Source organism: Clostridium sp. DSM 17811, from assembly GCF_018861905.1.
GTDB lineage: Bacteria > Bacillota > Clostridia > Clostridiales > Clostridiaceae > Clostridium_AD > Clostridium_AD frigoriphilum.
In genome coordinates, this window is record NZ_JAHLDU010000022.1 from 1 (window position 1) to 15,809 (window position 15,809).

At 31.4% G+C, this 15,809-nt stretch carries 14 protein-coding genes, 1 pseudogene and 1 other annotated feature; of the genes and pseudogenes, 2 read left to right on the forward strand and 13 right to left on the reverse strand.

All coding sequences use genetic code 11. The features are described 5' to 3' along the window. From KPL44_RS19610 to KPL44_RS19620, 3 genes and pseudogenes are all read right to left on the reverse strand, one after another. On the reverse strand, window positions 1–180 hold a 180-nt coding region (locus tag KPL44_RS19610; RefSeq protein ID WP_216253513.1), incomplete at its 3' end, for a DegT/DnrJ/EryC1/StrS family aminotransferase. Window positions 181–293: 113 nt separating this feature from the next. Next, window positions 294–1,181 carry a homoserine kinase gene (gene thrB / locus KPL44_RS19615; protein ID WP_216253516.1) on the reverse strand — a complete coding sequence of 296 codons (888 nt, stop codon included), beginning with the start codon at window positions 1,179–1,181 and terminating at the stop codon, window positions 294–296. 173 nt (window positions 1,182–1,354) lie between these two features. Next, window positions 1,355–1,465 (reverse strand): annotated as a pseudogene (locus KPL44_RS19620) (MBL fold metallo-hydrolase); the annotation flags it as partial. A gap of 235 nt (window positions 1,466–1,700) precedes the next feature. Here KPL44_RS19620 and KPL44_RS19625 point away from each other — a divergent pair. After that, the gene (locus KPL44_RS19625; RefSeq protein ID WP_216253520.1) at window positions 1,701–2,603 is read left to right on the forward strand and encodes a 3'-5' exoribonuclease YhaM family protein; all 903 of its coding nucleotides are present in this window, start codon (window positions 1,701–1,703) and stop codon (window positions 2,601–2,603) included. Between the two features lie 57 nt (window positions 2,604–2,660). On the opposite strand, the gene KPL44_RS19630 is transcribed toward KPL44_RS19625, so the two are convergent. Continuing rightward, on the reverse strand, window positions 2,661–4,052 hold the full coding sequence (locus tag KPL44_RS19630) for an amino acid permease (RefSeq protein WP_216253523.1): 1,392 nt from the start codon (window positions 4,050–4,052) through the stop codon (window positions 2,661–2,663). A gap of 65 nt (window positions 4,053–4,117) precedes the next feature. After that, window positions 4,118–4,990, reverse strand: coding sequence for a polyamine aminopropyltransferase (gene speE, locus KPL44_RS19635; protein WP_216253526.1), 873 nt, complete (start codon window positions 4,988–4,990; stop codon window positions 4,118–4,120). A 499-nt stretch (window positions 4,991–5,489) separates the two neighbouring features. On the opposite strand from speE, the gene KPL44_RS19640 reads away from it, so the two are divergent. Next, the gene (locus tag KPL44_RS19640; RefSeq protein WP_216253529.1) at window positions 5,490–5,975 is read left to right on the forward strand and encodes a ferritin family protein; all 486 of its coding nucleotides are present in this window, start codon (window positions 5,490–5,492) and stop codon (window positions 5,973–5,975) included. A gap of 117 nt (window positions 5,976–6,092) precedes the next feature. Here the strand turns inward: KPL44_RS19640 and KPL44_RS19645 are convergent, their stop codons facing one another. The 8 genes from KPL44_RS19645 to KPL44_RS19680 form a co-directional block, all read right to left on the reverse strand. Further along, window positions 6,093–6,917: a metallophosphoesterase gene (locus KPL44_RS19645; protein WP_216253532.1), complete on the reverse strand. Its 825-nt coding sequence runs from the start codon at window positions 6,915–6,917 to the stop codon at window positions 6,093–6,095. Between the two features lie 148 nt (window positions 6,918–7,065). Continuing rightward, entirely contained in the window at window positions 7,066–8,415 is a 1,350-nt protein-coding gene (locus KPL44_RS19650; protein ID WP_216253536.1) for a citrate/2-methylcitrate synthase, read from the reverse strand. 192 nt (window positions 8,416–8,607) lie between these two features. Next, on the reverse strand, window positions 8,608–9,096 hold the full coding sequence (gene ilvN / locus KPL44_RS19655) for an acetolactate synthase small subunit (protein ID WP_216253551.1): 489 nt from the start codon (window positions 9,094–9,096) through the stop codon (window positions 8,608–8,610). Between the two features lie 15 nt (window positions 9,097–9,111). Beyond that, window positions 9,112–10,722, reverse strand: coding sequence for a biosynthetic-type acetolactate synthase large subunit (ilvB, locus tag KPL44_RS19660; protein WP_216253554.1), 1,611 nt, complete (start codon window positions 10,720–10,722; stop codon window positions 9,112–9,114). 62 nt (window positions 10,723–10,784) lie between these two features. Beyond that, window positions 10,785–11,021: a binding site (T-box leader), on the reverse strand. Between the two features lie 122 nt (window positions 11,022–11,143). Then, window positions 11,144–12,181, reverse strand: coding sequence for a protein-glutamate methylesterase/protein-glutamine glutaminase (locus tag KPL44_RS19665; protein WP_216253557.1), 1,038 nt, complete (start codon window positions 12,179–12,181; stop codon window positions 11,144–11,146). Between the two features lie 6 nt (window positions 12,182–12,187). Continuing rightward, window positions 12,188–13,000 (reverse strand): CheR family methyltransferase, encoded by an 813-nt coding sequence (locus tag KPL44_RS19670; RefSeq protein WP_216253673.1) that lies wholly within the window; start codon window positions 12,998–13,000, stop codon window positions 12,188–12,190. 71 nt (window positions 13,001–13,071) lie between these two features. Next, complete coding sequence (locus tag KPL44_RS19675; RefSeq protein WP_216253561.1) at window positions 13,072–15,294, reverse strand: methyl-accepting chemotaxis protein; 2,223 nt, start codon at window positions 15,292–15,294, stop codon at window positions 13,072–13,074. Between the two features lie 14 nt (window positions 15,295–15,308). Next, complete coding sequence (locus KPL44_RS19680; protein ID WP_216253564.1) at window positions 15,309–15,803, reverse strand: chemotaxis protein CheW; 495 nt, start codon at window positions 15,801–15,803, stop codon at window positions 15,309–15,311. Window positions 15,804–15,809 lie beyond the last annotated feature (6 nt).

Here is a 15,809-nt window from a genome sequence, read left to right on the forward strand (position 1 = left end):
TTGAAGCGCAGCTGTACCATTCATTGTAACTACAGCACTTTTGCTGCCTACGTATTCACTAAATTTTTTCTCAAATAAATTAACATAACTTCCTACTGAAGATACCCAATTGGTATCTATACAGTCTTTAACGTATTTTAATTCATTGCCTCTAATTTCTGGTATACATAAAGGTATCATTATAAAAACCTCCTACTTTTTGTACATTCTATAAATTATAAATTGTATAAGGTAAATATACATCATTACGTAACGTAAGTTGCAAGTGAATTATTATGTAATAAAATTATTATTTAAATATTTTCTATATTCAAACCATCCTCATCAATTTCTAAATTCAGAGTTTCCCAATTTCCTGATAAGCCATTTAAAAATTCTTTTAGTTTTCTTTCAGTATTACTATCATCTTTTTTAAGCATTACCATAATCGTTGGTCCCGCACCACTAAGAAATACGCCTAAAGCTTCACTTTTTTTAACAAAACTTGAAATTTGCGAATAATTTTTTATTAACCCCATTCGATATGGCTGGTGAAGTTTATCTTTGCAAGCAAGCTTTACACCTTCATAATCACCATTAACAAGTGATACAATAAGCATCGAAACCATACCTACATTATACACAGCATCTTTAAAAGGTATTGTTTCTGGTAGCACTGCTCTTGAAGACTTAGTTGATAACTGTAGTTTAGGGATTAGTGCACAAAATTTTATGCCTCCATTAATTGGAATTTTATTATAATGGTTAGCTCCCTCATTCATAATTGAAACAGTCATGCCACCAATCATTGCAGGAGTAATATTATCCGGATGTCCTTCAATTTCGCAAGCATAATCTAGAACCTCTTGTTTTGTTAAAACATCCCCACATAACCTATTAGCAGCTGTAATCCCTGCCAATATACATGTAGCACTACTTCCAAGCCCTCCACTAACAGGTATTTCCGTTTTAAAAGTTAATCTAACACCTTTGGGATCCTTTTGGAGTTTTTTAAAGGTTTTTAACATTGAAGTATAAACTAAGTTATTATTGTTTGCAAATTCCTTATTACACCCAAAAATTTCAAGCCCAGATTCTATCTCTTCAACTATAAAACTATTATATAGTTTAAACGCAACCCCGAGAGTATCAAGTCCTGGCCCCATATTTGCACTTGTGGCAGGTACTTTAATTTCAAACATAACTATTTACAACTGTTTCTTTATCTCTTACATAAAAAAAATTCATATAGTTGCCCCCTAATCCGACAGTATTTATTATTATGTCATTCATTTTATACTTTTATGACTAAAATTTCAAGTATATTCACCTAGTTTGACCATTTAATCTAAACAAAAAGTATTAAGCCCTGATATAATGTTAGCTTAGTACCATAAATAGGTACATTCAATTGTTTTAGAATGAATGGCAACGAACCTATATGATCTTCATGTCCATGAGTTAAGAAAATTCCTTTTACCTTTTCTGGTTCTCCATTAAATCCTCTCCTTTATTTATATAAATAATATTTTTTCCCTTTATTTTGCTATGAATTATGAAATTAATACCTTTTTTCTACAGTTATTATTGTAATCTGTCTATAAAAATAGTAAGTGCCTAATGAAAATTAGTCAGATACAAATAAATATGGTACAGTAATAAGCGCGAATAGATTTTAACACTTACTTTATTAGAAAAATAAATTTAATTTGGAGGATCATATGATTGCAAAAGAGAATTTTTTAAACGATATAAAAAGTGGAACTAATATAAAAATTTCATTAATGGTAATGAAAATAATGTTCAAAGATGCTTCTAAATTTGTCTGCATATTGGTAGATAAGAGTGGAGAAGTAAAAGCTAATATACCTAGCAAAAATGGTGATATTGTAGAAGGTTGCGTCATAGAAATTGAAGGATTTAAGGATAAGAACTTGGATGTCAAAAAATATAAATTTATTTTAGATTATAATTTATCAGATTATCTACCAACTGTAAAGAGACCTATTGAAGATATTATGCATGAAATGGACACTCTTACAAATAAGTACATTATTTCAAATGAGGGTAAAGCCTTAAATGACTATTTCTTTAAGGATGAACTATTCTTAGATAAATTTCAAAGAGGAATAGGTGGAGTATCTATGCATCATAATTATATAGGCGGCCTTGCAGAACATACATTAAATGTTATGTATTTAACTGCTACACTTTGTGAAAGATATGAATGTAAGCGAACTGAGATAGCGGTACTTGCAGCAAAACTTCATGATATTGGTAAGATTTATGAATTATATTATGATGGTCCTTTTAAATATACCCTTAGAGGAGAAATGGAAGGTCATATCGTTATTGGAGTAGAGTTATTAGATAGAGCTATTCGAGAGAATGAATCACTTTATTCTGAAGATTTTATTACTAGGATAAAGGGATGTTTAGTTCAGCATCACGGAAAGCCTGAATTTGGTTCTCCAAGAGGAATGAAAATGGAAGAATCATTTATAGTTAATTTTGCTGATTCCACAGATGCTACTATGAATAAAATTTCTCAAATGAAGGATAAAACAGAACCTGGTAATTGGTCAGACTACGATAGACGAATTGATACTAAATTATACTTATAATAAAACAAATAAGCTTACCATTTATTTTAAATGGTAAGCTTATTTATTCGTCATATTTTACTGTATTGAACTATTTTCATTTTGAATAACACTATGTTTTCTACCATACACTATGTATGTAATAATTCCAATTATTAACCAAACTATAAATCCTATCCATGTTTTTATTCCAAGTCTACTTAATAAAACCAAACAACAAATTATAGCAAGTATTGGTGTTACTGGTACAAGTGGACACATAAAAGTTCTATTGAAGTCTGGCATCTTTTTTCTAAGTACTATCACACTTAAGGCTACAACTATAAATCCTAAAAGAGTTCCAATACTCAAAAATTGGACAATAATATCTAATGGTAAAAATCCTGCTATTATTGCAGCAATGACACCTGTAATAATTGTTGCGATGTATGGTGTTTTATACTTTTTATGGATTTTTGAAAATAACTTTGGTAATAATCCATCTCTAGACATTACCATAAATATTCTTACCTGTCCATAAAGCACAACTAAAATTGTAGATATCATTCCAACTATACAACCTACCCCAACTAAAATAGAACCCCAGTTTATTCCTATTGTTGCCAGTGCAGCAGGAAGTGCATTTTGTAAATCTATAGAATTATACGGAACAATTCCAGTAAGTACAAATGCAACGGCAATATACAATATACTAACTATAGCTAAACATGATATAAGCCCGATAGCTACGCCTTTCTTTGGATCTTTAGCTTCTTCAGCACTAGTTGCAATTGCATCGAATCCAAGGTAAGAAAAGAATATTGATGCTGTTGCTGTAAAAACTCCCTTGAACCCAAATGGTGCAAATGGTTTATAGTTTGCAACATTAATATGTCCTACTCCGACTATTACAAAAATAAGTATTATACCTATTTTTATACTTACAATTATATTATTGATTTTAGAACTTTCCTCCATACCAAAACACAAAAGTACAGTTAAACATAATACTATTAGTATTGCGGGTAGATCTACTATACCACCATTACTTGGTGATGAAGTAATAATACTAGGCAAATTAATACTTGATGTCTTTAAAAGACCGACAAACGCCCCAGACCACCCTGATGCTACAGCACTACACGCAACTAAATATTCGGCGGTTAAACACCACCCTATTAACATTGCAACTATTTCTCCAAATGCTATATAAGCATAGGAATATGTACTACCAGCTACGGGAAACATAGTTGCAAGTTCACAATAACAGAGTCCACATAAGCAAGCAACAATTCCTGCTAACACAAACGATATAATAACTGCTGGCCCTGCAATATGTGCTCCTGCGCCTGTTGCAACAAATATTCCTACTCCAATAACAGCCCCTATACCTAAAGCTGCTATATCTTTTGCTGTAAGATCTTTCTTTAAACCAGACTTTTGTATTCCGTCCTGCATCTGCTCAAAAGATTTCTTCTTAAAAATATTCATTTTTGCCCACCTTCATATTGTCATTTTAACCTCTATATACTTAATGCAATAACCTATTAAATAATTTATTTAAGATCACTTATGAAATTTGGAAGATCAAAACAAGATTTTACAATTTTTTTTGTTAAATAACGAGTTTCTATTGGTAATCTATTTACGTCCATATTACTAGGATCATACACATCTGATGCCATTGTAAAACTCCATATACCACCTGGATAAGTTGGAACAAAAGCAATATATGTTTTTACTATTTTAAAATTGTTCTTTAATATTTTTCTTGTATTCTCTATTATGTTACGATGAATCATTGGAGATTCACTTTGACACACCATTACTCCATCAGTTTTTAATGTTCTTTTTACATTTTTATAAAATTCTTCTCCAAACAAATCTTTAGCAGGGCCCTCAGGGTCTGGTGAGTCAACCATTACTATATCATATTTAATATCAGTCTTCTTCACATATTCAACTCCATCTCCGAACTTAAAATTAATTCTTTTATCGAAACTTGGACCTCCACTTATTTCTGGAAGAAATTTTATGCATTCCTCTGTTACTAATTCGTCAAGCTCTACCATATCAATTGTCTCAAGCTCCTCATACTTTGATAGTTCTCTTACCGCTCCACAGTCGCCTCCACCAATTACCAAAACATTTTTCGGGTTTTTATGAGTAAGTACTGGAATATGTGTAATCATTTCATTATATATAAATCCATCAGCAGATGTAGTCTGCATTACACCATCAAGAACAAGGCAAGGACCAAATGCATTGGTATCAATTAATGCTACCTCTTGATAAGGGGATTTTGAATAAGAAAAACATTTATTGACCTTATAACTAATTTTCAAATCTTTTTTTTCAACTTCAACTTCTTCAAACCACAGTTCATCATCAATATTCTTAAAATACTTTGGCAATTCATTCGTTTTCATAATAATTCCTCCATTATAATAAGTATAACTATCTTTTTAGTTTATTAATAAATTCTACTTAGACTTTTTGCTTCTTACTTTTGAGCCTCGTAAAGTTACAGCTTCAAGTATATCATAAAAATTAAAGAGTTCAACTTGCATTTAATTAAATTTTACTTATAGTAACACACTACTGCACTAATAATACTATATTAATAATAAAGTAAAATCTATATGAGGGGGTTTTTATTATAATTGATATAATTAACTATTATTGGCCACCTTTAATCCTTACGGCGGCTGATTTTTATAAATTATATATGCCTATAAAAATACATAAGAAAAATGTACAAATATAACAATCATTTTATTTTAACCTAAAACGATAAATTAAAAATAAATTTACAAAATAGTCTTGAATATTTATTATAAGAAAGTTAATATTAGATGAAAGTCAATATTAACCTAAAGAACATTATGTTCAATATACTATTAAGCAAAATAGAAAGGGAGCGATATTATGACAAATACTACTTTTAGTGGTCTTGAAATGTTGAAAATTGCCATATTAATGGAAGAAGAAGGATATGATTTTTACATCAATGGAGCTAATTATACTAAAGGAAAAACCAAGGAATTTTTATTAGCTGCTGCCGGTCAAGAATTTATTCATAAAGAAAGGTTTACAAAACTTTTTAATGATTTAAGTACTAGTAACGAAATGGATTCTACCTATCTCTTTGATATCGAAGTAACAAAATACTTGAAAAATTTAATTGAAAATCAAGTCTTTAATAAAAAAGATCAACCAAAAGATGCTTTCAAAGATTTAAAAGCAGCCCTCACTTATTCACTTAAAACAGAACAACTCACAATAAGTATTTATACACAAATGTACGAGAAAGTATCTCAAAATGATGTTACAGGAATATTATCCACTATACTTGAAGAAGAAAAATCACATGCAGCATACTTTTCAAAATTACTTAAAGAAATAGTAGCATAGTCAAAGAAATACGTGTTTACATTTATTAATAAATGTAAATATTCAAACTGTTCCCTATAGTATAATAATTTGAAAAAATGTTTATGCTATAGGTTTTTTTACACACTTTCTAATATCCTAGACTTCTAAATCAATTTCTACGATTTCTGGAATAGCAAAAAATCTTATAGGTAACATTCCATTACCTATGCCATTAGTTAATACTATGTCCCTATTTGCCTCATTAATTATTTTCTTGCAATACATTTGACCATATTTAGAAGATGCATACGGCGCATATAATCCAAAAATAGTTACTTGCCCTCCATGAGTATGTCCTGCAAACCCTAAGTCATAATTAATAACATTTTTATAATCACTGAAAAAATCTGGGTTATGTGATATAGCAATAGTAAAATTATCGCTCGTTTGTTTTAATAAATTAGCTTCCGGATTTCCTTCAAGTAAATCATCCACGCCTATTAGTTCTATAGTATCTTCTCCTTTACTTATCAATTCTTTCTCATTTTTAAGTATCTTAAATGAATTAGAATTAAGTTTCTTTAGTAAATAATCTTTCCCTTTAAAATAGTCATGATTTCCGAGGACAGTAAAAATCTTTAATTTAGCTTTTAGTTTTTTTAGTACTTGTAGCTCTTTATCTAAATACCTACTTACATCCCTCTTACTTTTTACTGAAATATCTAAATAATCACCTCCTATTATTATAATATCTGGCTCTATTTTATTGATTTTATTAACTATATTTATTAATCTTTTGCTGCTAAAGCCTCTTCCATAGTGAATATCAGATATAAAAATTATTTTAAAATTATTAAATCCTTTTGGTATCTTACTATTTTTAATTTTAATTCTTCGTACTCTATAAACTTGAGCTTCAATTAAAGCCCACAATATAAAAAAAACAAATAATCCTATTAAAATATTAAATACATTAGTCATAAATTTTCTCCCTTAGAATTCTATATTTCAATCACGTTAAAATATTATGTACCAATAGTTACAACTCAATAAAAGAAGGATAACTCCTCTGCCACTATAACAGTTTGGTTGTCCTTCTTTTTATTGTTTAGATAGTTAAGAAGTATTATTATCTATCATTTAATGGAACATAAGTACTACTTCCCGCAACACATTTATATGCAGGTCTAATAATTTTACCATTGTTTATTATTTCCTCAAGCCTATGAGCACTCCAGCCAGCTATTCTTGCTACAGCAAAGATAGGGGTAAACATCTCATCTGGTATACCAAGCATTCTGTATACAAACCCTGAGTAAAAATCTACGTTAGCACTTACACCTTTATAAATCTTTCGAACACTTGCGATTACAATAGGTGCTAGTTCTTCTACCCTTGCATAAAGGTTATATTCATCCTCTAAACCTTTTGCCTTTGCAAGTCTTCCAACATATTTTTTAAAAATAACAGCCCTTGGATCAGATATAGAATAAACAGCATGCCCCATTCCATAAATTAGTCCCGATTTATCAAAAGCCTCTTTAGTTAATATCTTTAATAGATATTTTTCAATCTCTGCGTCATCTTTCCAATCGCTTACTTTTTCTTTCATATCTTCAAACATTTGAACAACTTTTATATTAGCACCACCATGTCTTGGCCCTTTTAAAGAACCAAGTGCAGCAGCTATTACTGAATAAGTATCAGAGCCAGATGATGTTATTACATGTGTAACAAATGTGGAGTTATTACCACCACCATGCTCAGCGTGAAGAACTAATGCAAGGTCAAGTATTGTAGCTTCAAGTTTTGTGTATTTACTATCATCACGAAGCATGTACAAAATATTCTCAGCCGTACTTAAATCATCAAGCGGGCTACGAATAATTAAATTATTATTGTTATGATAATGTGATAACGCCTGATAACCATAAACCACCATAAGCGGGAAACATGCAATAAGCCTCATGCACTGCTCCAAAACATTACTTGGAGAAGTATCTTCTGCTTTATCGTCTATACTATAAAGTGCTAATATACTTCTTGCTAGTGAGTTCATTATATTTTTACTCGGCATTTTCAGTATCATATCTCTTACAAAATCATCAGGAAGATTTCGATATTTAGAAAGCAAATCCGTAAAATTTTTAAGTTCCCCTTTACTCGGAAGATCACTAAAAAGCAATAAATAACAAGTCTCTTCAAATCCAAAACGACCGTCTTTCAGAAAGCCATCCACTAAACTTTCAATATTTATGCCTCTATATTTTAAAACGCCTGGGGAAGGGATTGTCTTATTATTTTTAACTATAGAAGAATTCACTTGACTGATTTCTGTTAAACCCACAAGTACCCCACGCCCATCAATATCTCTAAGCCCTCGCTTAACTTCATATTTAACAAATAGCTCTGGATCTATAAAACTGCTTAATTTTTTAGGAATTGTTTTTTTAAACTGAATCAATTTGTTATTATCCAAAATATCACCTCTCACAAAGTAGTCACAAAAACTTTCTACTATATTTTTATAAATTTAATTCTCAATTGAAAATTATTCAATAACACTCTATACTATCTTACACCACATTACGTCTTAATACATAAAATGCGAGAAATTTTATATTAGGTTATCATGAGAATGGAGCGATCACAAGTTTTTTATAAATTATTACTAATCTGTTTCTGATCGTCTTTGTAACACTGCAAGTCCTGTACGGACAACTTCCTTAATTCCATAAGGCCGCATTAACTCAATGAATGAAGATACCTTTTCTTCATTTCCAGTTATCTCAATTATAATACTCTTTGCATTCATCTCTACAATATTACATTTGAATATATTTACCGTTTCTATAATAAAAGATCTAGTACCTTGATCAAGCGCCATTTTTATAAGTGCCACTTCTCTAGAGACAGATTTCTCAGGACTTAACTCTAATATTTTTATTACATCTATAAGTTTATTCAATTGTTTTACAATCTGTTCAGTGATTTGTTCATCCCCACTTACTACAATTGTCATACGCGAAATAGTAGGATCATCTGTAATACTAACAGTTAAACTATCAATATTATAACCTCTACGTGTGAATAAACCGGCCATTTTGCTTAAAACCCCTGAATGATTTTCAACTAAAATAGATAAAATGTATTTATTCATAATTTACACTCCCTTCTATAAGGTACTCTCTTCTTCGCTTACAATACATTCTATCAAAAAAGCTTTATTACTTGCCATCGCTTCTTCAAGAACTACTTTTAATTCTGAATTAGAGTTAACTCTTTTTCCACAAAGTCCATAAGATTCTACAAGCTTCACAAAATCAGGATTTTCACATAAACTCACACCGTAAGTATTTTTATATACATTGCTTTGATACTCCCGAACCATACCAAGATTTGAATTGTTAAATAATAAGAATATTATATTCAAATGATTTTGTTTTATAGTTCCAAGCTCAGACATACTCATTTGAAAACTTCCATCTCCCATTACCGCAACAACACGTCTCTTTGGGAAAGCAAACTTACAGCCAACTGAGGCCGGAATCGAATACCCCATTGTTCCAAGTCCCCCACTAGTTAAAAATCTTCTGTTACCAACCATATCAAGATAATGTGAGGTCCAAATTTGATTTTGCCCTACGTCTGCAGTAATCAAGGCATCTTCTTCTATCATTTGTGATAAAAGCTCTAAAGCATATTGTGGATTTACTTTTGCGCCAGTTTCCCTAATTTTAACATATTCTTTTTTCCACGTTGTAATTTGATCCATCCACATTTTTGTATCGATTTGCGTTACTCCATCAGTAAGTTCTTGTAATATTTTTTTACAATCTCCAACTACTGGAATAAGAGCACTAAGATTTTTACCTATCTCTGCTGGATCAACATCAATATGGATAATATCCGCCATTTTTCCAAAACTCTTAGATCCACCTGTTGCTCTATCTGCAACTCTTGTACCAACAAGAATTAGAACATCGGCCTGGGCTACTGCTTTATTGGCATATTTAAAACCATGTGACCCAATTAATCCAACATTATAAGGATATTTTGATGGAATTCCATCCTTACCCATTAATGTGTGTACCATGGGGATCTTAGATTTTTCTATAAATTTTATTAACTCCTGTTCAGCCTTGGCGGACATAACTCCCCCTCCCACACAAATAAGAGGTTTCCGGCTATTTTTAATCTTTTCTAATGCTTTTTTTATTTGCCTTTTATTTCCATTCACTGTAGGTTTGTAACCTCTTATACTAATTTCACTTGGATATTCAAATTCAATTTCTGTGTTCTGAATATCTAATGGTATATCAACAAGTACCGGACCCGGTCTCCCAGTTCTTGCTATATAAAACGCCTCTTTCATGATTCTTGGTATATCTTTTGCATCTTTAACTAAATAACTATGTTTTGTGAAAGAGTCTGTTGCTCCAATTATATCTGCTTCTTGAAAAACATCTTTTCCAATTAGGTCTGTTCTAACTTGCCCAGTTATTGCAAGCATTGGTATAGAATCTGCATAGGCAGTTGCAATGCCTGTTATAAGATTAATAGCACCAGGTCCTGAAGTTGCAATACATACTCCTATAGACCTTGTTGCCCTAGCATACCCACTAGCACTATGTCCTGCCGCCTGTTCATGTCTTACCAGTATATGTTCTATATCAGACTTCCTTAATGCTTCATATAACGGACCAACTGGAACTCCCGGATAACCAAACACTATTTTCACCTTTTCTTCTTGTAAACATTGAATTATTGCCTCCGCAGCTTTCATTTTTGTACCTCCTTCAATTTTATATAAATTAGAATTTTGAGTATAAAAAAAAGACCTCTTCCCATTGGGGCGAAAAGTCTATCGCGGTACCACCCATTTTTATATCTTCATTTTATAACGGTGTATAATTAATATACACCGGCACGGCTTACCCTATATGGTTTATATATTATATATAAACCATATAATTTCAGCTTACAACTCAAGGGTGAGTTTCAACATTAACCATTTATGGGTTTACACCGTCCCCACTCTCTAAGAATATGAAGAATGTCTACTTTCCCTATCAAAGTTTTCACAATTTTCAAATTTATTTCCATGTTTTAGATTAGTATACTTTATGACCTTTTTTTTGTCAATATTTTTTTTAAAGTATTCTAAAGTTTATGTAAACAATCATCTATATATTCTCTTTACTCTATTACCTTCCATTTTCTATAATTGAATAAATTAACTGAGGTATATTTTTTAAAGATGCCTGTTTAATAACCCCACCAATGTCATAGGCTACCTTTGGCATTCCGTATACAACACTTGACTTTTCATCTTGACCTATAGTATAAGCCCCTCTTTGCTTCATTTTCATAAGACCTTTTGCCCCATCATAGCCCATTCCCGTTAGAATAACTCCAATGGCTGCACTTCCTGCTTTCTCTGCAACTGAATTGAATAGTACATCTACTGATGGGCAATGTCCATTCACCTTATCACCAGTAGAACATTCCACGTAATAATTATTTCCACGACGCATTAATTCCATATGTCTATCTCCTGGTGCAATAAGAATTTTCCCTGGAAGAACTATATCACCAGTTTCAGCTTCCTTCACATCCATTAGGCAAAGATTATTTAACCTATCAGCATACATTTTTGTAAATACAGGAGGCATATGTTGTGTTATTAAAATACCAGGCATATCTATAGGAAATCCCTTAACTACTTCAAGAATAGCTTGTGTTCCACCTGTGGATGCACCAATAGCAATTATTGTATCACCGCTTCTTGATCTTATTTTATCAGTACGCCTCTTATTTATAATGTCTTTTTTGATATTTCCCACCTTAGCCATTGAAGCGATTTTTATTTTTATAATTAATTCATTTATAAAAACTTCCTTGCTGCTACCATTTATTGAATTAATTTTTGTAACAAAATCTACTGCACCAGCATTCAAAGCATCAAAAACATTATCACTTACGGCACTTACTACCACAACTGGTATAGGATATTGAGGTATAAGCCTTTTCAAAAATTCAATACCATTCATCTTTGGCATTTCTACATCTAAAGTCATAACATCCGGCTCAAGCTCTATTATTTTATCCCTTGCCTGGAATGCATCCCCTGCAGTTCCAACTACTTCTATACCCCTATCTGCCCCTATTCCTCTAGCTATCGTTTCTCTAAAAAGCAGTGAATCATCGACAACTAACACCCTTATTTTTTTTAATATACTCATTATTCCCTATCCTTTCCTATAAACAGCTGGCATAATATATTTATAATTAGTTTCATTTTTATTTACGGACTCAGAATGACCTAAAAAAAGATAACCGCCTATTTCAGTCATGTCATAAAATTTCTTTATTAATTCCATCTTTGTTTTTGGCTCAAAATATATCATTACATTTCTACAAAATATAACATGGAACTTTTTTTTAAAAGGAAAAATTTCAGTCATCAGATTAAAATTTCTATATATTACTTCATTCTTTATTTCCTGGCCAATCTGATAATTTTCATCATCGACTTTACTAAAATATTTAAGTCTCCAATATTTAGGTATTGTATCTACAGCCTCGCTTGAATAAGCACCCATTTGTGCTACTTCTAGTACCTTTTGGGATATATCTGTAGCCAGCACTTTAGTATTCCACATAGGCTTTTGATTTCCAAAATAATCTGCAATTATCATGGCTAGGGTATATGGTTCCTCACCACTAGAACATCCTGCGCTCCATATTCTTAAATCTTTATTTTTACAGGTTGACTCTAAGTAATGCATAACAGTATCCCTAAAATAATTAAAATGCTCAACTTCTCTCATAAAATAAGTATGATTAGTAGTTAACTTGTTTATAAGTAGACTAATTTCATTTCCTGAAGGATCATTAAAAACGAATTTTAGGTAATCCGAAAAATTAGTAAATCCTTTTTCTATAATCATATTGCTAAGGCGACCCTCTATAAGAAGCTTTTTTTCTGTAAGGTTGATTCCATAATTTGCTTTCATATAACCTGTAAGTTCTTTAAATTCGCTTTCCTTTAATTTTATCATCATATCACCTTTATTTTTATTAAAAACCATGGTCTATATTAGAACTTCGAACCATGGTCTTAATATATTTTTTAGTATTTACCAAAATCACTATTGCTAAGTGATATTCTAGGTTTATCTTTAGTTGCTGCTGCCTCAGAATGTGCTAGGGATTTGTTTTTAGACGAATTTATATTTTTCTGAGATTTTAAAGCTACTTCACTATAAGATGTCATGTCACTTCTTTTTAATCTAAACTTTCCTACCATATTTTTAAGCATAGATGCTTGACTTGAAAGTTCTTCACTAGCTGCTGCACTTTGCTCTGCAGTTGCAGAATTAGTTTGAACAACATCTGAAACTTGCTCTATGCCCTTATTAATTTGGTATATTGCAGTCGCCTGTTCATTTGAAGCTGCCGCAATCTCTCCAACTAAAGTTGCAGCTTTCGATACCCCTATAACTATTTCATTAAGAGATTCCGCAGTATTATTTGCAATTTTCGTTCCAAACTCAACTTTCTTAATAGACCCTTCAATTAAATCTGCAGTTTGCTTAGCTGCATTAGTGCTTCTTGCTGCTAGATTTCTTACTTCCTCAGCAACTACCGCAAATCCTTTACCATGCTGCCCTGCTCTTGCAGCTTCCACTGCAGCGTTTAACGCTAACATATTGGTCTGGAATGCAATATCATCAATAACCTTAATTATTTTGGATATATTAGAAGATGACTCATTTATATCCTCCATAGATTTAAGCATCTCTTTCATGTGAGAATTTCCAAGCACAGCTCCATTCTTAGCATTAAGTGCAAGTTCATTTGCTTGGCTAGCATTGACTGCGTTTTGCTTAGTCTGAGCTGCTACCTGCGTTATTGATGCAGTTAATTCTTCTATAGAACTTGCTTGCTCTGTTGTTCCCTGAGACAATGCCTGGCTTCCATCTGAAACTTGGTTTGAGCCTGCTGATACTTGGTCTGCAGCATTATTTATTTCCGTAAATACTTCATTAAAAGATTGAACTATAAGGTTTAATGCATCCTTAATTTGTGCGAAATCTCCTTTATATTCATTGTTTATTGACAATTTAAGATTAGAATTAGACATTTCATCTAATACCTCTGAAATTTCAGTTACATAAGAAGATAAAGAATTTATAGTATCATTTAATGCATTTTTAATATCTGCATGATCCCCTTTGTAATCTCCATTCATACTTACCTTTAGGTTACCATTTGCCATTGCCTGAAGTACTGATGATGCCTCTTTAATAGGTTCAATAACAGCATCTAATATATTATTTATACCTTCGACTATGTTTTTATATCCTCCGTTAAATTTCTGAGCATCTCCTCTTGTAGACAATTTCCCGTTAACACATGACTTTGTTAACATATTTGTTTCTTTTTCAAGATTGTTAACCGCAGATACAACGAGAATTAAGCTTTTTGCAAGTACATCCTTATCAGATTTAGGATTTATCTCTACATTAAAATCTCCTTTAGATATACTCTCTGCCGATGCTGCATTTTCACGTATATTCTCAACCATTTTCTTAAACGCAGCCATTAAGGTTCCTGTCTCATCCTTTGACGATTCAGTAATTACTATATCAACATCACCAATTGCAATTCTATCCGCATAATCAACTAACTTCTTTATTGGTTTAGTAATAGTTCTTGCTATTATTACTCCTAAACCAATGGCAAGTGTCGCTCCAAGTATTATAAGTATTAACATCAATTTTATTGAATTTGCTGCAGTCGCTGTATTTGAAGCCGAAGCTGTTTTTGCAAGAGCAATCTTTGCTTCTGACAGCTTTTTCATATTTTGTGCAAGTAAATCATTTGTTTTTACACCTTCACTATTCATCAAAACTATTGCCTGGGCATCCTTGTTTTGTTTTGCAAGTAATATTACATCAGCTGCTACTTTCTCATAAGCGAGTACAGAATCATCAGTATTTTTTATAAGTTCTTTACCTGCTACAGTTAGAGTAGTTGTTTTAAATTCATTAGATTCTTTAGTGAAACTTGCATTATTATCGTTTATTTGTCTCTCATACTCCAGCATCTCTTTTTCATTAGACGACATAATCATATCTCTCAAATTTGACCTAGTATTTTGAAAAACATGATTCATATTGTAAAGATTACTCATTGGAACTGTCATTTTTTCATACATTTCAGTATCCTTGTTCAATATAGTATTTAAATTAATAATCCCTGTTATTCCAATTATTATAGCAATAATTGCCACCATAAAAAATCCACATAATATTTTTGTGCCTATTTTAAAATTGTTAAATAACTTCATTATTATTCCCCCTTTTATACTGTTTCAATAATTTTATCTAATTCTTCATCATTAAGTAACTTGTCACAATCAAGCAAAAGCTTAACTTCATTTCCTACTTTCCCTATTCCCCTAACATAACGATTATGAAAACCTGTTTTCATTTGTGGTGGTGGAACAATATTACTATCGTCTATATTAATTACTTCAGCAACATTGTCCACAATGAGTCCAACAGTTGTTTCCTTAATGTTAATTACAACTATGCATGTCCTATCATTATAATCTTTTGGCTCTTTTCTAAATCTAAGTCTTACATCAATAACTGGTATAATTTTTCCACGAAGATTTATAATCCCTTTTACATAATCAGGTAATTCAGGTACCTCTGTTATCTCCTGTATACCAATTATTTCTGTTACAAACTTAATTTCAATACCGTAAGACTCTTTACCAACAGAAAATGTTAAAAATTTTCCCCTTTGAGTATCCTCAGCTGTTTCCATAATTTCTTCTAAAATTTCTGCCATTTTTTT